At 38.4% G+C, this 18,367-nt stretch carries 18 protein-coding genes; 12 read left to right on the forward strand and 6 right to left on the reverse strand.

The features are described 5' to 3' along the window. Positions 1 to 82: 82 nt before the first annotated feature. Positions 83 to 496 (reverse strand): hypothetical protein, encoded by a 414-nt coding sequence (locus tag ACOV1Q_RS06170; protein ID WP_424493518.1) that lies wholly within the window; start codon positions 494 to 496, stop codon positions 83 to 85. Positions 497 to 712: 216 nt separating this feature from the next. On the opposite strand from ACOV1Q_RS06170, the gene ychF reads away from it, so the two are divergent. The 6 genes from ychF (at position 713) to ACOV1Q_RS06200 (ending at position 8,573) form a co-directional block, all read left to right on the forward strand. Continuing rightward, the gene (gene ychF, locus ACOV1Q_RS06175; RefSeq protein ID WP_424493519.1) at positions 713 to 1,807 is read left to right on the forward strand and encodes a redox-regulated ATPase YchF; all 1,095 of its coding nucleotides are present in this window, start codon (positions 713 to 715) and stop codon (positions 1,805 to 1,807) included. Positions 1,808 to 2,288: 481 nt separating this feature from the next. Beyond that, positions 2,289 to 4,145 carry a DNA topoisomerase IV subunit B gene (locus ACOV1Q_RS06180; protein WP_424493520.1) on the forward strand — a complete coding sequence of 619 codons (1,857 nt, stop codon included), beginning with the start codon at positions 2,289 to 2,291 and terminating at the stop codon, positions 4,143 to 4,145. Continuing rightward, positions 4,146 to 4,631: a hypothetical protein gene (locus tag ACOV1Q_RS06185; protein ID WP_424493521.1), complete on the forward strand. Its 486-nt coding sequence runs from the start codon at positions 4,146 to 4,148 to the stop codon at positions 4,629 to 4,631. Next, a complete protein-coding gene (locus ACOV1Q_RS06190) occupies positions 4,632 to 7,343 on the forward strand; it encodes a DNA gyrase/topoisomerase IV subunit A (RefSeq protein ID WP_424493522.1) in 2,712 nt (903 codons plus the stop codon). Next, a complete protein-coding gene (gene mscL / locus ACOV1Q_RS06195) occupies positions 7,340 to 7,780 on the forward strand; it encodes a large-conductance mechanosensitive channel protein MscL (protein WP_424493523.1) in 441 nt (146 codons plus the stop codon). Before ACOV1Q_RS06190 ends, mscL begins: the two co-directional genes overlap by 4 nt. Positions 7,781 to 7,841: 61 nt before the next feature. Beyond that, positions 7,842 to 8,573, forward strand: coding sequence for a hypothetical protein (locus ACOV1Q_RS06200; RefSeq protein ID WP_424493524.1), 732 nt, complete (start codon positions 7,842 to 7,844; stop codon positions 8,571 to 8,573). 258 nt (positions 8,574 to 8,831) lie between these two features. Here the strand turns inward: ACOV1Q_RS06200 and ACOV1Q_RS06205 are convergent, their stop codons facing one another. Both ACOV1Q_RS06205 and ACOV1Q_RS06210 read right to left on the reverse strand, forming a co-directional pair. Further along, positions 8,832 to 9,206, reverse strand: a complete 375-nt coding sequence (locus tag ACOV1Q_RS06205) for a DNA topoisomerase IV (RefSeq protein ID WP_424493525.1) — start codon at positions 9,204 to 9,206, stop codon at positions 8,832 to 8,834. A 31-nt stretch (positions 9,207 to 9,237) separates the two neighbouring features. Further along, on the reverse strand, positions 9,238 to 9,654 hold the full coding sequence (locus ACOV1Q_RS06210; RefSeq protein WP_424493526.1) for a helix-turn-helix domain-containing protein: 417 nt from the start codon (positions 9,652 to 9,654) through the stop codon (positions 9,238 to 9,240). A gap of 280 nt (positions 9,655 to 9,934) precedes the next feature. Between ACOV1Q_RS06210 and ACOV1Q_RS06215 the strand changes: the two genes are divergently transcribed. From ACOV1Q_RS06215 to ACOV1Q_RS06230, 4 genes are all read left to right on the forward strand, one after another. Further along, on the forward strand, positions 9,935 to 11,107 hold the full coding sequence (locus ACOV1Q_RS06215; protein ID WP_424493527.1) for a M14 family zinc carboxypeptidase: 1,173 nt from the start codon (positions 9,935 to 9,937) through the stop codon (positions 11,105 to 11,107). A gap of 88 nt (positions 11,108 to 11,195) precedes the next feature. After that, positions 11,196 to 11,675: an Lrp/AsnC family transcriptional regulator gene (locus tag ACOV1Q_RS06220; RefSeq protein ID WP_424493528.1), complete on the forward strand. Its 480-nt coding sequence runs from the start codon at positions 11,196 to 11,198 to the stop codon at positions 11,673 to 11,675. A 107-nt stretch (positions 11,676 to 11,782) separates the two neighbouring features. Further along, a complete protein-coding gene (locus ACOV1Q_RS06225) occupies positions 11,783 to 12,760 on the forward strand; it encodes a YihY/virulence factor BrkB family protein (RefSeq protein ID WP_424493529.1) in 978 nt (325 codons plus the stop codon). Positions 12,761 to 12,889: 129 nt separating this feature from the next. Continuing rightward, positions 12,890 to 13,438, forward strand: a complete 549-nt coding sequence (locus ACOV1Q_RS06230) for a type 1 glutamine amidotransferase domain-containing protein (RefSeq protein WP_424493530.1) — start codon at positions 12,890 to 12,892, stop codon at positions 13,436 to 13,438. Positions 13,439 to 13,618: 180 nt separating this feature from the next. Here ACOV1Q_RS06230 and ACOV1Q_RS06235 read toward each other — a convergent pair whose 3' ends face one another. Together ACOV1Q_RS06235 and aroB are read right to left on the reverse strand one after the other, a co-directional pair. Beyond that, entirely contained in the window at positions 13,619 to 13,936 is a 318-nt protein-coding gene (locus ACOV1Q_RS06235) for a hypothetical protein (protein WP_424493531.1), read from the reverse strand. A gap of 111 nt (positions 13,937 to 14,047) precedes the next feature. Further along, on the reverse strand, positions 14,048 to 15,127 hold the full coding sequence (aroB, locus tag ACOV1Q_RS06240; protein WP_424493532.1) for a 3-dehydroquinate synthase: 1,080 nt from the start codon (positions 15,125 to 15,127) through the stop codon (positions 14,048 to 14,050). 90 nt (positions 15,128 to 15,217) lie between these two features. Between aroB and ACOV1Q_RS06245 the strand changes: the two genes are divergently transcribed. Together ACOV1Q_RS06245 and ACOV1Q_RS06250 are read left to right on the forward strand one after the other, a co-directional pair. After that, complete coding sequence (locus tag ACOV1Q_RS06245) at positions 15,218 to 16,432, forward strand: proline dehydrogenase family protein (protein ID WP_424493533.1); 1,215 nt, start codon at positions 15,218 to 15,220, stop codon at positions 16,430 to 16,432. A 31-nt stretch (positions 16,433 to 16,463) separates the two neighbouring features. Beyond that, entirely contained in the window at positions 16,464 to 16,955 is a 492-nt protein-coding gene (locus ACOV1Q_RS06250; protein ID WP_424493534.1) for a 1-acyl-sn-glycerol-3-phosphate acyltransferase, read from the forward strand. 132 nt (positions 16,956 to 17,087) lie between these two features. Here ACOV1Q_RS06250 and ACOV1Q_RS06255 read toward each other — a convergent pair whose 3' ends face one another. Next, entirely contained in the window at positions 17,088 to 18,263 is a 1,176-nt protein-coding gene (locus ACOV1Q_RS06255) for a baeRF3 domain-containing protein (RefSeq protein ID WP_424493535.1), read from the reverse strand. Between the last annotated feature and the right edge of the window lie 104 nt (positions 18,264 to 18,367).

The raw sequence follows: 18,367 nt of genomic DNA on the forward strand, positions 1-18,367 counted from the left end.
GTATTAAAAAATGCGGTTTTCAGAAGTTATTTTAAAAACCACATTTTTCGATGTCTAGTTATTCTATTTTCCAAAGTCCGCTTCAGTTGTTATCATTTTTTCCTCTTAGTTCTCTTTTTATTTCCGGATGCTCGTATTTAAAACTCTCTTCAATAATAGAATCGGTTTCTGCATCATATCTAAAGGAGCTAAAATTCCCTTGCTCATCAAATTTTCCGAAGGAAACCGGCTCGGCAGGAGTGGTGGTCATAATATAATAGCCGTCGCTCGTAGTATTGAACAACTTGCCGATTTTCTCTTCCTTATTGTTCTTTATTCGGGAAATAATAAAATTCTGCGCCTGCGGGGTAAAAATATAAGCATCATTATTAAAGGAATATTGAGCTGTATCGCCCTTTGCATTACTGCGCGCCTGTCGTTTGGTGTTGGTATTCCTTTCCTGCGCAAAACCAGAGCTTCCCACGAGAAAAAGCAGTGCAAAAATGACACTTTTCATAACTATTTAATTTTCAGATTCCTATAAATTTAAACATTGTGCCTGTTAAGTCGTAATAAAGCTTCGTTAGGTTTTTGTTAAGCGGAAAAAAATCTTTGCCGAAGTAATTCTTTAGAAATGGCATTCTTCCGAAGCATTCAAAAATCTTGAAGTACGTAATCTCCCAAAAGATACCTATCTTTGCAGCCGCAAAAAACACGCATCAAAACATAGTATATGAAAGCCGGAATTGTAGGATTGCCTAACGTTGGAAAATCAACTTTATTTAATTGTTTATCAAATGCCAAGGCACAAAGCGCGAATTTTCCGTTTTGTACCATTGAGCCCAATGTTGGAGTGGTAAACGTGCCAGACAAGCGGCTGGAGAAACTGGAATCTTTGGTAAATCCTGAGCGCGTAATTCCCGCAACCGTGGAGATCGTGGATATTGCAGGTCTTGTAAAAGGTGCCAGTAAAGGAGAAGGACTTGGAAATCAATTTCTTGGAAACATTCGGGAAACAGATGCTATTCTACATGTTTTAAGATGTTTCGAAAATGACAATATTGTTCACGTAGATGGTTCTATTGACCCTATACGGGATAAGGAAACCATTGATATGGAACTTCAGCTGAAGGACCTTGAAACCGTTGAGAAGAAACTGGACAAGGTAAAACGTGCTGCAAAAACCGGAAATAAAGAAGCCCAAAAAGAAGAAGCCGCTTTGTTAAAGGCAAAAGCAGGGCTGGAAGAAGGAAAATCTATTAGAGCTATAGAATTTACCGAAGCCGAACATGATGAATTCATCAAACCTTTGCAGTTCATTACGGCAAAGCCGGTAATGTATGTTTGTAATGTAGACGAGGGTGCTGCAGCTACAGGAAATGAATATGTTGAGAAAGTAAAGGAAGCCGTAAAAGGCGAAGGGGCAGAAGTGCTTGTTTTAGCCGTGGGAACAGAGGCTGATATTACCGAGCTAGATGATTACGAAGAACGCCAAATGTTCCTTCAGGATATAGGTCTTGACGAGCCAGGATCTGCCAAACTTATTCGTGGCGCATATGAACTTTTGAATCTTCAAACCTATTTTACGGCCGGAGTGAAAGAAGTTAGAGCATGGACCATTCCTATAGGATCTACTGCGCCGCAGGCCGCCGGAGTGATCCACACCGATTTCGAAAAAGGATTTATTAGAGCCGAAGTAATCGCTTATTCAGATTTTGAATCCTACGGAAGTGAAGCAAAAGTGAAGGAAGCAGGGAAAATGAGAGTAGAAGGGAAGGAGTACATTGTAAAAGATGGAGATGTGATGCACTTTAGGTTCAATGTTTAGATATTAGATCTGAGATTTAATAAATATCTTCCTAAAAAGCTTGTTGTGATTGGTCTTTGTTATGCTTAGGATGAAAGGATTGTTTAAAATAAAGTTTTTGCAATTTTTCGGACTATCGAAACTTTATCGTGAAATTTGAAGTGATGGCACCGTGAAATTTTAGGCTGTTTGAGCTAAACGAATTTTTCTTTTTATTTGAATTACAGAAGCGAGTTCTTAAAATTTAGGTGCTGAGAGATAAATTTAGATAAAGTTTCGTAAGCCTAGACTTTTTTGTTTCTTTTTTGGGCGATGCAAAAAAGAAAGAACCTATTAGAAGATTTCTACACAAGGTGGATTTGAAATTTTATTTAGGATAGGATTGATTTACAGTAAACAGTAAACATCTATTAATTATTTGTTAATTACTTTGTGCGACAGGTGTTTTAACTTTTTGTTGTAAATCTTATATTAGCCACAAAACCCAAGGGAGACCTACATTATGAGCACAGAAACCAAATATACCGAAGATAATATTCGGTCGCTAGACTGGAAGGAGCATATAAGAATGCGTCCCGGGATGTATATTGGTAAACTTGGCGACGGTTCCAGTGCAGATGACGGTATTTATATCCTGTTAAAGGAGGTGATCGACAACTGTATTGATGAATTTGTCATGGGTGCCGGGAAGACCATTGAGATCTCGGTACAGAATCAAAAAGTAATTGTTCGTGATTACGGGCGTGGAATTCCGCTGGGAAAGGTAGTGGATGTGGTTTCTAAAATGAATACCGGTGGTAAATATGATACCCGCGCTTTCAAAAAATCTGTTGGGCTTAACGGGGTTGGTACTAAAGCGGTAAATGCACTTTCTTCAGCATTCAGGGTAGAATCAACCCGTGACGGAAAATCTAAGTCGGCAGAATTTGAGCAGGGGAATCTCATTAATGAAGAAGAACTTGACGAGACTTCCAGGAGAAGAGGTACGAAAGTTACTTTTGTGCCCGATGAGGAAATATTCAAGAATTACAAGTTTCGTTCGGAATACATAGAAAAAATGCTGAAAAACTATGTCTACCTCAATCCGGGGTTAACAATAGTTTTTAACGGCGAAAAATTTTATTCAGAAAATGGTCTTGCCGATCTTTTGGCAGACAGCATTCATCCCGATGACCGGCTGTACGATATCATTCACCTTCGTGGAAATGATATTGAAGTAGCACTTACCCACAGTAGATCACAGTACAGCGAAGAATACCACTCTTTTGTGAACGGGCAGCATACCTCGCAAGGAGGAACACACCTGGCAGCCTATCGAGAAGCCGTGGTGAAAACCCTTAGGGAATTTTACGGAAAGAATTTCGAAGCCAGTGATATTAGGAAATCCATTGTTTCTGCAATAAGTATAAAAGTAATGGAACCTGTTTTTGAAAGTCAGACAAAAACGAAACTGGGTTCTACAGATATGGGCGGCGAACTGCCAACGGTGCGTACGTATATCAATGATTTTGTAAAAACGCAGCTGGACAACTTTCTTCATAAGAATACTGAAACAGCCGAATTGCTCCACCGTAAGATTCTTCAGGCAGAGCGGGAGCGCAAAGAGCTTTCGGGAATAAGGAAACTGGCAAAAGACCGTGCTAAAAAAGCAAGTCTTCACAATAAAAAATTGAGAGACTGCAGGATTCACCTTGGAGACAGCAAGAAGGAACGTTACCTGGAGAGTACTTTGTTTATCACGGAGGGAGATTCGGCCAGTGGTTCTATTACAAAGTCCAGGGATGTGAACACGCAGGCGGTTTTCAGTTTGAAGGGAAAACCTTTGAACAGCTACGGACTTAGTAAAAAGATCGTTTACGAGAATGAAGAATTTAATCTGCTTCAGGCAGCATTGAATATTGAAGAGTCTATGGAAGATCTTCGGTATAACAATATCGTGATCGCAACAGATGCCGATGTAGATGGAATGCACATTCGGTTGCTGCTCATTACTTTCTTTTTACAGTTTTTTCCGGAGCTTATAAAAGATAATCACCTGTACATTCTGCAAACCCCGCTTTTCAGGGTTCGAAATAAAAAAGAAACGATTTACTGCTACAGCGAATATGAAAGGCAGCAGGCAGTGCGAAAATTATCGGGAAAAGCAGAGATCACGCGATTTAAAGGTTTAGGAGAAATTTCTCCCGATGAATTCAAGCATTTCATTGGAGATGATATTCGGCTGGATCCTGTTATGCTTGACAAGGAAATGTCTATTGAAGAGCTCCTTAATTTTTACATGGGCAAGAACACCCCAGACAGGCAGGAGTTTATTATTGATAACTTAAAGGTTGAACTCGATTTAATAGAAGAAGATTAGATGAGGTTCAATAATAAAAAAGAAACCAGCCTGGTTCCTTCTATTTATATCATTATTGTAGCTGTTTTTATCACTAATTCCTTTGCTTCCCTTGAGTTAAAGTACGATGATACTCCTTTCAATTACAGCAGTCTCATCCCAAATCTTATCGCTCTTCTAGTTGCGATTTATATTTTTATTGTTGGTAGATCTTTTGAGTTTGACAGCGATGGCGAAACGCTGAATTTCAAAAGTAATGGTTTGCTTATCTCCAAATTCATGCATTACAGGGAGCAGCGAACAGAAGTGCCGAAAAGCAAACTACGAGATTTTAAGATTATTAATTTCTGGGTCTATAAGAAGCTTCATATCTATATTAACTCAAGAAATAAAAAAGGCTACAGGCATTACAAGTATAATATTACCTTTTTGGGAGGTAAGAAACGTAAATCTTTAAAGCAATCTTTGGCAAAGGTTGTAGAACGAAATAATAAAGTCAAAGCTTAGATGGATACGGAAAATCAAGATGAATTTCAGGGGGAAGAATTTGAGCATGAACAGGAGCAGGAGGCACTAATTGATGCCAGCCAGGATGGGCTTATTCGGGTTACCGGTATGTACAAAGACTGGTTCCTGGATTATGCTTCATATGTGATCCTGGAGCGGGCAGTGCCATCTCTTGAAGATGGATTCAAACCGGTGCAGCGAAGAATCATGCATTCCATGAAAGACCTCGACGATGGCCGTTATAATAAAGTGGCGAACATCGTTGGGCATACCATGCAATATCACCCTCACGGTGATGCCAGTATTGGGGATGCCATGGTTCAAATAGGGCAGAAGGACCTGTTGATCGATACCCAGGGAAACTGGGGAAATATTCTTACAGGTGACGGTGCTGCGGCACCAAGATATATTGAGGCCCGCCTTTCGAAATTTGCACTTGATGTAGTGTACAATCCTAAAATTACCGAATGGCAGCTTTCCTATGACGGCCGTAAAAAAGAGCCGGTAAACCTGCCTGTAATGTTCCCATTGTTACTTGCACAGGGTGCAGAAGGAATTGCAGTGGGATTGAGCACTAAGATTCTGCCGCATAATTTCATTGAGCTCATAGATGCCAGTGTAAAACACCTGCAAGGAAAGAAGTTTAGCCTTGTGCCAGATTTTGTCACCGGCGGAATAGCCGATATGACTAACTACAATGACGGACTGCGTGGCGGAAGAGTACGGGTGCGGGCAAAGATTTCCCAGCTTGACAAGAATACACTGGTTATTACCGAAATACCCTTTTCGACCAACACTTCTACTTTAATAGACTCGATCCTGAAAGCCAACGATAAAGGAAAGATCAAAATAAAGAAGATCGAAGATAATACTTCCAGTGACGTGGAGATCCTGGTGCATTTACCGGGAAATATTTCACCCGATAAAAGTATTGATGCTTTGTATGCTTTTACCAATTGTGAAATATCTATTTCTCCGCTTAGTTGTATCATTATTGACAACAAACCGGCCTTTTTAGGTGTTTCTGAAATCTTGCGACGATCCACAGATCATACTGTAAGTCTGCTGAAGAGTGAGCTGGAGATCAAACTGGAAGAATTTCAGGAACAGTGGCATTTTGCCTCTTTGGAAAGAATATTTATCGAAAACCGCATTTATCGAGATATAGAAGAGGAGGAAACCTGGGAAGGTGTGATCAAGGCGATTGATGAAGGTTTAAAACCTCATATCGCCCATTTAAAAAGGGCAGTGACAGAGGAGGATATTGTTAGGCTGACAGAAATAAGGATCAAACGTATTTCAAAATTCGATTTAGATAAAGCCCAGCAAAAGATTGACGCCCTGGAAGGTGAGATAGCCCAGATAAAGCATCACCTGGATCATTTGATAGATTATGCCATTGCATATTTCCGAAGGTTGAAGAAAGATTATGGCGCCGGAAAAGAAAGGAGAACCGAATTGCGGCTTTTTGAAGATATAGAAGCTACAAAGGTCGTCATCAGGAATACAAAGCTATACGTGAACCGGAAAGAAGGTTTCGTTGGAACTTCCCTTAAAAAGGATGAATACGTGACCGACTGTTCAGATATTGATGATGTAATATGTTTTACTAAAGAAGGTAAAATGATGGTCACCAAGGTCGATTCCAAGACTTTTATAGGTAAAGACATTATTCATGTGGCCATCTTCAAGAAAAAAGATAAGAGGACGATCTATAACCTCATTTATCGTGATGGAAAAGGTGGGGCTTCCTATATAAAACGTTTTGCTGTAACCTCTATTACCCGTGACAGGGAATACGATACCACCCAGGGCAAAAAAGGTTCTGAAGTGAGTTATTTTTCGGCTAATCCAAATGGGGAAGCCGAGATCGTGATGGTTTATCTACGCCAGGTTGGAAGTATTAAAAAGTTGAAATTCGAAGTTGATTTTGCAGATATGGCCATTAAAGGTCGGGCGGTAAAAGGAAATATTGTTACAAAATACCCTGTGAAGCGAATTGAACTTAAGGAGGAAGGGGTTTCTACTTTAAAGCCGCGCAGAATTTGGTTTGATGAGACGGTAAAACGTTTAAATGTAGATGAACGCGGTGAATTACTCGGTGAATTTAAAGGCGAGGACAGGCTGCTTGTTATTACACAAAATGGTATTGCCAAAACTATAAAACCCGAACTTACCACCAGGTTTGATGAAGATATGGTGGTGTTGGAAAAATGGGTTCCTAAAAAACCTATTTCTGCCATATATTGGGAAGCGGATAAAGAAAAGTTCTATGTAAAACGTTTCCTTGTGGAGAACGAAGATAGGGAGGAGCATTTCATAGGAGACCATCCAAAGTCATACCTGGAGATCGTTTCCACCGATTATCTCCCTGTAGCCGAAGTGGTTTATTCTAAAATCAGGGGAAAAGATCAAAAACCAAATGATCTTGTTGAACTTGAAGAATTTATTTCAGTTAAGGGAATTAAGGCTCTTGGAAACCAGCTTACTACAGAAAAAGTTAAACAAATCAACCTGCTTGATCCCAAGCCTTTTGTAGAACCTGAGGAAACCGCACCCGAAGACATGGAAGTGGTAGGAGAAGAGTCGCTGGAGAACGGTTCTAATAACAATCCCGGAGAGGGAAATCTGCCCGATTTTTCAGAAGGTAAGCTGAAAAAGAAAGGATTGGGCAACGATGAATCCCAAATCAAATTGTTTGATGAAGAATGAAAATCATTAAAGAATTTAAAGAATTTGCCATAAAAGGCAATATGATCGACATGGCGGTGGGGATCATCATTGGAACGGCCTTTAATCGTGTGGTTGACGTGCTGGTGAAGCAAATAATTATGCCACCGCTCGCAATGATCACCAACGGAGTAAATTTTTCAGATAAAAAAATGGTTCTTAAGGACCAGGTTCTGGATGGGAGCGGAGTAGTACAAGTAGAAGAAATTTCTGTAGGCTATGGACTTTTTATTGAAGTCTTAATAGATTTTCTCATCATTGGGTTTACCGTTTTTATAGTAGTGAAGTTCATGAATAGCTTTCGAAGAAAGGCCGAAGATCCTTCAGACAAAACAGTGGCACCGGCCAAAAATGTCGAATTGCTGGAAAACCTCAACAAGCTTATGCAGGAACAGAATGACCTGCTTCGTAAAAAGTGATCATAATTTTCTAAGGCTAAGAAATTTAATCTATATTTAATTTCTTAAAATTTTGACAATCATGATGAAAACACTTACCACTTTTGCTCTTTGTTTCTTTATTCTTTCCTCTGCTGTAGCCCAAATAGGTTCTTCCGGGAATGGTGCTTTAAAAAACAGGAATGACAATGAAGAGATCATGAATGAATTCTTCAAAGGAGTTAGAAGAAACTCCGACGCCATAGATGCCTATGACGGCACTCCTTACCTTTACAAGGAATTTAAAAGAGGTGTATTACAATTTCCCGATCATGAACCTTTAGCAGCTCAAATTAGATACGATGTAGCAAAAGAGGAAATGCAAATAAAGTTTGATGAAGAATCTTTTCGTGTCTTGCATGACGGAATTCCTGTGCAAATAGAAGGCGATCTCTACAAAAAATTCACCTATCGGGGGGAGGAAAAACATATAGATCTCTTAGGATATTTTAGAGTCATTACTCCGGAAGCTGGTAAAGGAGATCTTTTATTATTGGAGAAACCTTACAAGAAAGTGAAAAGAGGTAAAGCTGCAGCCGCGATGCAAAAAGCGAAACCGCCCAGATATGTAGACAAATCTGATTTTTATTTGAGATTACCTGATTCTAATCTGGCTGTAAAAGCAGATAAAAAGTTAAAGAATTTCTTGAAGGTCTTTCCTGCAGACGAACAGGATGCTTTAAAATCTTTTATCAAGGAAAATAAATTAAAGCCCAAAAAGGAGGAAGACCTTAAGCAGATAGTGCAGTATTATAACACTGCCATAAATGTTTAGCAGGTAACTTCAGAATTTAGAAGGCTGTATAAAAATAAGAAAATATTGTTCTGATCCTTTTTTCAGAATTATTGAATCATCACGAGATTCAAAACCTGTCTTTTCAAAAGCTCGGGGACAGGTTGACGTGGAGCAGACCTTTTATATAGCCTTATTTTTAAGATTTATTCTTCTGTCCTATAGGCCTATCTCCTGCGGAAAAACCTTTAGGAAAAGTATAATACCCGAATAAAGTGCGAAGTGCTCTAAAACAATCTCCTATTCCACTTTAGTGGCCGTTCCTTTCTCTTTTCTGGGGTCTCCCACAAGTCCGTATTCAAAGGTGTAGCTGTTTTTTTTGGTCGTAAGGATCTTTATGTGTAGTGGCTTTTCTTCTGAGCGGTTCTTTGGATGTAAATTTGTGATTATATATTCACAGTCGTTGATCCACCGGATTGATGAAGTATCGATCTCACCCCTAAATCTATCAATTTCCAGGGTGTCATTACGTGTGAAACTTGTTTTTACCAGTTCCCCGTCCAGGTATGACTCAAATTCAAAGGTTCCGGTCCTAAAATCGGCACAATTTCTTTCCTGTTCATAGCATGACGTAGCAAGGAACAACACGATCAATAAAAAATAATATTTCTGCATGCTGCAAAGTAAGCTCTTTTTACAAAGAATTTCAATGATCAAAGGCTTCAAAGCTACCGTCTGTGTAAAAAAAGACGATCTTCTTGATTTCTTTCTTATCACTTTGCCTTTTTATTTCCTGTCCCTGGCTTGTCTCACCTCCCTCTGAAATCTCTTCTTTAGCAAACAAATCTTTGCGAGAGGATTGAGAAGGAATAGGAGATGGACTGCTTTGTTCCTTTTCCGTAGGAAAACTTCCTTTTCCATTCAACAACCAATACAATTCCACCTCGGGAAAAGCATTAATAATTTTCATGACAAAATCCAGGCTTGGCTTATTTCTTCCTGAAAGAAGATGTGATATAGAGGAACGGCCCACATCGATCTTATCGGCAAATGAGGCTGCTGAAAGTTCGTAATATTCCATCACCTCATGTAGTCGTTTTGTAAACTCCTGTGTGTTTACCATTGTAAACTTTATTGCTTGAATGAATAGTTTACAAATGTAATACTCTTCCCTATCATTACCAAATCACATGTGTAAACCTCTGGAAATCTTTAATTAAAAACTTTAATTTAAATGCTATAACTAACTAAAAAACAATTAAATAATATTATAAATAAATGAAAATGGAAAGATTCCTTTTGTAGATTTACATGGTGAGGCTTTAGATGTTTACAACAATAAACAGAACTGAAAATTTCAGCTGTTTACAATTGTAAAATTAGGAATATTTACTTTTGTGAACATGAAATCACATTCCTTTTTACAGTCCGTTTTCGATGAATATCCAACTATTAAAAATGAGCAGCTGCACGGTAGATATATCACCACAAAAGAAATTGCTCCACAGTTAAAAAATATCTCTTCTCACTTTCCTGTTGAAGAAATTGGCGCAACCGTTCTTAATAGTCCGGTTCATACAGTCACTTTAGGTAATGGACCTACACGGGTTCTTGCATGGTCACAAATGCATGGAAATGAATCAACGACCACTAAAGCTGTATTTGATATTATTAATCTCTTTCGGCTCCAAAAAGGCAAAAATGAACATAATTTCGTACAGGAGATCCTGGAGAAATGTACCATCAAGATCATTCCTATGCTGAATCCCGATGGTGCAGTAAGATATACGCGTACCAATGTCAATGAAATCGACTTAAACCGCGATGCATCTAAACAGGAAGAGGAAGAAAGCAGAATTCTGAGAAGGACTTTTGAAATTTTTTGGCCCCACTATTGCCTTAATCTCCACGATCAACGAACAATTTTTGGCGCAGGGAACAAGCGGAAACCCGCTACGCTCTCTTTCTTAGCCCCTTCACACGACGAGGAGCGCTCGGTATCTGGAAATCGTAAAAGTGCCATGAAGCTCATTGTAGCTATAAATAATGATCTTCAAAAATTCTTACCGGAACAAATTGGAAGGTATGATGACGCATATAATATTAATTGCACCGGTGATTTCTTCCAATCAGCAGGTGTACCTACCATTCTCTTTGAAGCCGGGCATTATGAGAATGATTATGTGCGGGAAAAAACCAGGGAATTTACTGCATTGTCTATACTTTCATGTTTACAACATATTACTTTGACCGATTTTGAGCAATGTACTGCGCAGGATTATTTTAATATTCCGGAAAATGTAAAGAATTTCTTTGATGTTGTATTAAGGAATGTTTCCCGGGACGGTGAGAAAGTGGATGTTGCACTACAGTTTGAAGAGAAGGTTAAGGCAGGGAAAATAAGCTTTGATCCGGTGGTTCAGAAAATAGGAGCGAATTTGCCATTTTTCGGGCATAAGGAAATTGATTGTCAGGGGGAGAGGATTGCAATTTTTCCTGAAGGAGAAATTAAAGAAAACGTTGTAGTAAATCAAATTTTGTTAAAAAATAGCAAGTTATCAATAAAAAGCACATAAAATCCGCAATAATTGGTGATAATCCAACGCTTTTGTATTAATTTTGTACTTAATTTAAAATGCAGAATTGTAGTAAATAAAATAGATTATGGCAAAATTTAGATTAGACGAGACTGACCACCAGATTCTGGATATGCTCATAGAAAATACCAGGACTCCTTTTACAGATATAGCCAAAAAGTTAATGATATCTGCGGGTACTGTTCATGTAAGGGTGAAGAAAATGGAGGAAGCCGGGATCATTCTTGGTTCTTCTTTAACCTTAAATTATCAAAAGCTAGGCTATGCCTTTATTGCATACGTAGGCATTTTCCTTAAAAATACCTCTCAAACCAAATTTGTACTGGAACGTATCAATGAGATCCCATTTGTGACCGTTGCTCATGTTACCACTGGCAAATTTAACGTTTTCGCGAAGATTCGTGCGAAAGATACTCAACATGCAAAAGAAGTTATTTTTCAGCTGGATGACATAGAAGGAGTCTACAGGACCGAAACCATGATCTCACTCGAAGAGAGTATCAATGATAAGAAAAGATTGATGCATTCTATTTTCAAGGAATTATAGCCTGCTAAAATTTTATTAAAGACCCTTTAATCTATAATGGTTAAAGGGTTTTTTTATACCTTCCTTTCGCTGCAGACTGAAAATATAGGCGGTAATAGCAATGACAGATGAAAAGGAAATTAAATGTATTTTGGAAATTAATTAAGGGAGCTTATTTTAGCTGGAACAGGAATGATCCCTGGGCAAGAAGTGCTACAATAGCTTATTACGCGCTTTTCTCTCTTCCTTCCTTACTAATTATCGTGGTGACCGTGGCAGGTTATTTCTTCGGGCAAAAGGCTGTACAGGGAAGGATTACCCAGCAAATAGAAGATTTCATTGGGTCCGAGTCGGCAGATGCTATAGAAAAAATGATAGCGAACGCAGCACTTACAGATAGTTCTACACTGGCATTGATCTTCGGACTCGCTTTCCTGATATTTGGTGCAACCGGGGTTTTCTTTCAGTTGAAAGCTGCAATGAACAACATTTGGAATGTCACGGCTAAAAAGAACAATATAAAGCGGGTCGTGATCAACAGGGCGATTTCATTGGGAATGGTGTTGGTTGTAGGGCTTTTGCTTTTAGTTTCCTTAATAATTTCTACAATTCTTACAGTAGTAAGTGATTCTATTGCTTCGATGGCGCCGGCCTTTACTTCATTTATGTTGAGATTACTGGATTTCATAATTTCGCTGCTCATCATTACTTCTCTTTTTGCTGCTATTTTTAAATTACTGCCAGATGTAAAGTTAAGGTGGAAAACAACCTACCTGGGAGCCATGCTTACTACACTTCTTTTCCTGATTGCTGAATATCTTATAGGCTTTTATTTTGGACAAAGCAATCCGGGTTCAGTTTATGGAGGGGCGTCTTCTGTGGTTCTTATACTTTTATGGGTTTATTATACCTGTTTGATCGTCTTCTTCGGGGCGGAATTTACGGTTCAGTATGCGCTTTATAAGAAGGAAAAAGTAGCGCCTAATGAATATGCAGAACCTGCGATCTATCAGGAATTGGAAAGACTGGAACAGCGAAAAGGACAGCTTATTGATGAAAAGAGAATCATCGATACCCTGCAGTCCAATTCTGAAAAGAATGATTAAGTCCAGTGCCTTCTCTTAATAGAGCTTTAACTTAATTGACAAAAAGTTTATCAGGGCCTTAATATACAAGGCTTGCCTTGTGTTGTATCTTTGGAATGAAATTAATGTTGAACAAAAGAAGTTAGAATTATGTCAAAGAGAGTAGCAATATTAGCAACAAATGGATTTGAAGAAAGTGAACTGAAATCCCCAAAAGAAGCCATGGAAAAAGAAGGTTTCCAGGTGGATATAGTGAGCCTGGAAGCAGGTAAAATTAAGGCATGGGATCAAGGTAACTGGTCAAAGGAATACGATGTAGATCGCACAGTTAAGGAAGCCTCGGCAAAAGAATACAATGCCCTAATGCTTCCAGGTGGTGTCATCAATCCAGATTATTTAAGAAGAAGCGAAGATGTTCTTCAATTCGTTAGAGAGTTTTTTGAACAAAAGAAACCTGTGGCAGCAATTTGCCATGCACCCTGGACGCTTATTAGCGCCGGTGTTGTAAAAGGAAGAACAATGACGTCTTTCAGTTCCATAAAAGATGACCTTATAAATGCAGGTGCAAATTGGGTTGATAAAGAAGTGGTTGTAGACGAAGGTTTTGTGACCAGTAGAAACCCTGATGATTTACCTGCTTTTAATGATAAATTGATTGAGGAAGTGAAGGAAGGAAAGCATGAATTACAGCATTCTTAAAATTCTATCTAAATAATACAACAAAAGGTTGCTCGTTGGAGCAGCCTTTTTTTTGTTACCTATTGAGGAGGTTCAATATTCCAATCCAACTCCAGCTACGCATGGCTGATAATTAATAAAGAAAAAGGTCGTCTAAAATAGCATTTTAGACGACCTTTTTATGTAGAACTGATATGTTAATTAATCTTCATCTTCAGTGTCTTCGTCGAGATCTTCATTATTTTCACCCTTTTCAGGTATTTCAACAATAGGTTCATTAAAATCGGAATCGTCATAATCATCTTCATCAAAATTCGCCATGGTATTTTCTAGACGTGTACTCACCTTCACCAGGTAAATAGCATCTTCTGTTCGCACCTCTACGGCATCTACAGTCTCATTTTTAGCGTTTTTAAAAGAAATTACCTGATCGTCATCATATCCATCAGGATATTTTTCCACTAACAGTCCCAGAATTTCAGGAGTCAGTTTCTTGTAATCAACAATGATACGTTTCATAAAAGGGTACTTTGGTCATTCAATAATAGCGAAAATAATAATTTCATATCCCGCCGGCGTTAAAAGAATTTAAAAATTTAAGATTAAAAGAATAAAATAACTAATTATAATTTATTGTAAATCAGAGTAGTATTCAAAGGCCTGGTGAAGCAGTTCGTTTTCCACGGTCTTGTTGATTACAGGTTTACCTATATCTTCCAGAAGTACAAAATTTACATTTCCTCCTTCATTCTTTTTGTCAAACTTCATGAGGGAAATAATTTCTTTTCTGTCTTCAAGGTCAAAATTGACTTTGTTATAAGTGCTAATCAATGCCATTGAAATTTCTTCAAGTTTAGCAGATGGAAAATCGCATAATTTTTCTGAAATAAAAGTAGCCATGATCATTCCTATTGCCACTGCTTCGCCATGAAGCAGTTTTTCTTTTGCAGGATGTTCCAAAAAATAAGATTCAATTGCATGACCTAAAGTGTGACCATAATTAAGGCTTTTTCTTATGTTCTTTTCTGTAGGGTCTTGCAGGACAATATTTTCTTTTATCTCTATAGATTCCTGAATAAGATCATCAAGATCGTCCAGTGTAAACTGGTCAAGGTTAGTAAGTTTTTTCCAGTAATTTTCATTCTGAATGAGACCGTGTTTCAGCATTTCAGCTAAGCCGCTGCGCATTTCAGAAGCCGGTAAAGTTTCCAGAAAAGCAGTGCTAATAAGCACAAGTTTTGCGGGTTCTATAACACCAATCTGGTTTTTAAGATTCTCCAGATTCACTCCATTTTTACCACCCACAGCGGCATCAACCATTGCCAATAGAGTAGTGGGTACATTGATCCAGGCAATTCCACGCTTAAATGTCGCAGCTACGAATCCGCCGAGATCTGTCACTACTCCGCCACCAAGATTTATCATTAGGCTTTTTCTATCTCCTCTCAATTCTGAAAGTACTTTCCAGATACTGCTGCAGGTATCAATAGTTTTATGGTTCTCTCCTGCATCCATTTCAATAACCTCAATTTCTCCAGGAGCTTTTAAATGATTTAAGAAAGAGGGGAGACAGAATTTATGCGTATTACTATCTACTAAAATAAAAATCTTAGAGAAGGAATGAGTGCTTATAAATTCATTCATTTGTTCATAACCCAATTCGCCGTAGATCACGTTTCCGTTATTAGCATTTCTTTCTGAAACTTTCATATTTCTTTAGCCTTTGAGGGGTCGAAAATAAGGAGAATTATTCTAATATCTTATCTCCAATAATTATCTTTGTGAGATTAAATTTACACAATGATAACCAGAAAAATCTTTAATAATACCGAGATAGCTTTCCGACTCAAATCTGATGCTGAACTTGACCGGGCAATATTTATGTTTGAAGCCATAGATCGTCCATTTATGGTGAAAACGGGAACTGGCTTAACGAAGCTTGCCCTAAATATGCATCTTCCCGTAGAAGGTTTAATAAAAAAGACCATTTTCAACCAATTTTGTGGTGGGGAAACCGAAGAGGATTGTATGCCCGTTATAAAGAAAATGTACTCTAAGAACCTGCACGGAATTCTGGACTATTCTGTAGAAGGAAAAGAAAAGGAGAGCGAGTTCGACCGGGCAATAGAGAAGAAGGTAAACATTGTGAAATTTATAAAGGATAAGGAAGAAATTCCCTTCGCAGTTTTTAAACCAACAGGAATCGGCCGGTTTGATATATGGCAAAAAGTTTCTGCCAACGCCAGCCTTAGTGTAGAAGAAGGAGAAGAGTGGAGACGTATTCGAAACCGGGTAAACAAAATTTGTGAGGAAGCCTATAAAAACGATGTGAGGTTACTCGCCGATGGTGAAGAAAGCTGGATGCAGGCCGCTGCAGATGATCTTATGGAAGAAATGATGTTTAAATATAATCGTGAAAAAGCCATTATATTTAATACCTTACAATGCTACAGGTGGGACAGGATACAATATCTCAAAGATCTTCACAGTAGAGCAAAAGACCAGGGCTTTAAGGTAGGAGCCAAGATCGTACGCGGTGCTTATATGGAAAAGGAAAATTCCCGGGCTAAAAAGATGAATTATCTATCGCCCATTTGCGAAAACAAGGAAGCAACAGATGTCAACTTCAATGGTGCTCTTACCTATTGCCTGGCACATTTAGAAGATATTTCCGTTTTTATTGGTACTCATAATGAAATGAGTAACTACCTGGCACTCCAGATCATGGAAGATAAAGGAATCGAGAAAAATGATGATCGTGTTTGGTTCTCGCAGTTGTATGGAATGAGTGAACATATTAGTTATAATTTAGCTGAAAAAGGTTATAATGTTGTGAAACTGGTACCTTTTGGTCCTGTGCGTGAAGTGGTGCCATATCTTATTCGAAGAGCTGAAGAGAATACTTCTGTAAAAGGGCAAACCAGCAGGGAACTTGGCCTTCTTTACGAAGAAAGAAAAAGAAGAAGTGGTGAAACCATGAAGAGTAACAGGGAGGAAAGAGAACTTGTTAGCTAAATTTATATTTTTCAGAATTCTAGGTTGGACAATGACCGGACAATTTCCCAGCCACCTTAAAAAGTGTGTTGTCATTGTGGTTCCGCATACCAGCTGGCACGATTTCTACATGGGCCTGCTGGTTCGAAGACTAATGGGAGTGGATATTAAATATGTAGCCAAAAAGGAGCTTTTTAAACCTCCTTTTGGATGGTATTTTAAATGGATGGGAGGAACAGCACTTGATCGTACTCCGGGACAGAATAAAGTTGATGCCATCTCCAAAATATTCCAAAGCAAGTCAACATTTCGTCTCGCCATTGCTCCCGAAGGGACCCGCAAGAAAGTGGACCAATGGAAAACGGGATTTTACTACATTGCTAAACAGGCCCATGTCCCAATTATCATGGTTGCTTTTGATTATGGAAAAAAATGTGTGAAAATTTCAGAACCCTTTACTCCTTCTGAAGATCGTGAGTCCGATTTTCAGAAAATAAAGGAATTCTACCGTGGAGTGGAGGGAAAGGTGGTACATTACAGCTAAATCTAAATATTACAAACAAAAAGGTTGTTCCGAAAGCTGCTGAATCGTAATTCTGAAAAAACTATTTTAGAAATACACTTATAAAACAGGCTTTTAGAACAACCTTTTTTGTCAACCAAAGTTCATTTGCTTTTAAGAATATCTAAAAACGGCATTTATCTTCGAATTTTTATTAGGCATAAATTCTCCTTCCATAAGAAAAACCTGTCCGCCCTGCTCGATCACTTTTTTGGCCGCAAGATTTAAAAGGGATAGGTTTCCAGAATTTTCCTCTTCATCAACCTGTACAGATGACATTGTCTCATTATAATTTCCCCAAATATCTTCTCTGTTCTGAACGAATAACGTATCTACTTTACCTTCATAAATAGCCGGGAAAATATCGGAAATGCTTGAGGATGTTCTTTCAGGATTAATCTCCTTAAATTCTTCTACTTTCTTATCCAGTCCTTTTCTAAAATAAGGTTCCAGAACCTGTAGTGCTGCATCGTGAAGGTCGAACATGCCGTCATAATCTGCTTCAGGGTTGCCGGGAACTACATGGTGATACAAATGTTTGTAGCGGCTTACCTCTTTATATATCGGGAAATAAGAGTCCTGGCAGGCTACTACCAGTGGTACATTTTCGTTGTGCAAAATTCCGTAAATACCTTTATCTACAGCCCTGAAAAATCGCTCAATCTCATTTTTCCTGTCACGGCTGGCAGCTTCGTACCCATGTTGCGTAGAGGTACCATTGGCATTTGCACCAATGTTGTTGCGCTGTGTTTTATGTTTGCTGTTCTTTTCTTCATAATCGTAACCTACTCTGTCCTCAAGTTGCGATGGCACAAGATCTTCGACTTCCACTTCTCCAATAGAATATTGAGTAGCTTCATATAATTTCACATCTTCCAATTGTAGTGAAAGCAAATAGAACCTTTGGTCGCGGTTTAGCATAGGTACCAGTGGCTTAATGTAGAAGTGATCTGAAACGTAAATATATGCTTCGAAATTTACCGGTAAAGTGAAATGTTCAAAAAACCCTTCGGAAAGAAAAATTGCAAGTCCGTCCGACTGGTGTCGCCAGAAATTTTTATCATCCAGCAAACCTTCCACCGGTTTCCCAAGGCTATCAATTTTTTCCTGATCCAGATTCATGGTTTTCAGTTTTTCAACCACTTTTTTCCATTGAGATTTTAGTTCTCCCTTAGCTTTTTCTTCAAGCACTTCTTTTCCCGCGCGCTGGGTGGGAATAAAAATTGATATACACGGTTGGTTATCAACATTTGCTAATTTTTTAAACTGTTCTTCTGTCAAAATTGGCATGGTTTTCTGTTTTTGGAGAGTAAACCACAAGTTTTTTCAGTAAAAAAACATCAGTGGTTACCCTGGTTATTATCAGTTTTTAAGTTACTTTATTTGAGGTTATT

The sequence above is a fragment of the Salinimicrobium maris genome (genome assembly GCF_049680855.1).
In the GTDB taxonomy this organism is placed as follows: Bacteria; Bacteroidota; Bacteroidia; order Flavobacteriales; family Flavobacteriaceae; genus Salinimicrobium.

Bases quoted from the DNA above. Each gene is read 5' to 3' on its own strand.
- ACOV1Q_RS06170 (WP_424493518.1), bottom strand. From the start codon at position 496: ATGAAAAGTGTCATTTTTGCACTGCTTTTTCTCGTGGGAAGCTCTGGT.
- ychF (WP_424493519.1), top strand. From the start codon at position 713: ATGAAAGCCGGAATTGTAGGATTGCCTAACGTTGGAAAATCAACTTTA.
- ACOV1Q_RS06180 (WP_424493520.1), top strand. From the start codon at position 2,289: ATGAGCACAGAAACCAAATATACCGAAGATAATATTCGGTCGCTAGAC.
- ACOV1Q_RS06185 (WP_424493521.1), top strand. From the start codon at position 4,146: ATGAGGTTCAATAATAAAAAAGAAACCAGCCTGGTTCCTTCTATTTAT.
- ACOV1Q_RS06190 (WP_424493522.1), top strand. From the start codon at position 4,632: ATGGATACGGAAAATCAAGATGAATTTCAGGGGGAAGAATTTGAGCAT.
- mscL (WP_424493523.1), top strand. From the start codon at position 7,340: ATGAAAATCATTAAAGAATTTAAAGAATTTGCCATAAAAGGCAATATG.
- ACOV1Q_RS06200 (WP_424493524.1), top strand. From the start codon at position 7,842: ATGATGAAAACACTTACCACTTTTGCTCTTTGTTTCTTTATTCTTTCC.
- ACOV1Q_RS06205 (WP_424493525.1), bottom strand. From the start codon at position 9,206: ATGCAGAAATATTATTTTTTATTGATCGTGTTGTTCCTTGCTACGTCA.
- ACOV1Q_RS06210 (WP_424493526.1), bottom strand. From the start codon at position 9,654: ATGGTAAACACACAGGAGTTTACAAAACGACTACATGAGGTGATGGAA.
- ACOV1Q_RS06215 (WP_424493527.1), top strand. From the start codon at position 9,935: ATGAAATCACATTCCTTTTTACAGTCCGTTTTCGATGAATATCCAACT.
- ACOV1Q_RS06220 (WP_424493528.1), top strand. From the start codon at position 11,196: ATGGCAAAATTTAGATTAGACGAGACTGACCACCAGATTCTGGATATG.
- ACOV1Q_RS06225 (WP_424493529.1), top strand. From the start codon at position 11,783: ATGAAAAGGAAATTAAATGTATTTTGGAAATTAATTAAGGGAGCTTAT.
- ACOV1Q_RS06230 (WP_424493530.1), top strand. From the start codon at position 12,890: ATGTCAAAGAGAGTAGCAATATTAGCAACAAATGGATTTGAAGAAAGT.
- ACOV1Q_RS06235 (WP_424493531.1), bottom strand. From the start codon at position 13,936: ATGAAACGTATCATTGTTGATTACAAGAAACTGACTCCTGAAATTCTG.
- aroB (WP_424493532.1), bottom strand. From the start codon at position 15,127: ATGAAAGTTTCAGAAAGAAATGCTAATAACGGAAACGTGATCTACGGC.
- ACOV1Q_RS06245 (WP_424493533.1), top strand. From the start codon at position 15,218: ATGATAACCAGAAAAATCTTTAATAATACCGAGATAGCTTTCCGACTC.
- ACOV1Q_RS06250 (WP_424493534.1), top strand. From the start codon at position 16,464: ATGACCGGACAATTTCCCAGCCACCTTAAAAAGTGTGTTGTCATTGTG.
- ACOV1Q_RS06255 (WP_424493535.1), bottom strand. From the start codon at position 18,263: ATGCCAATTTTGACAGAAGAACAGTTTAAAAAATTAGCAAATGTTGAT.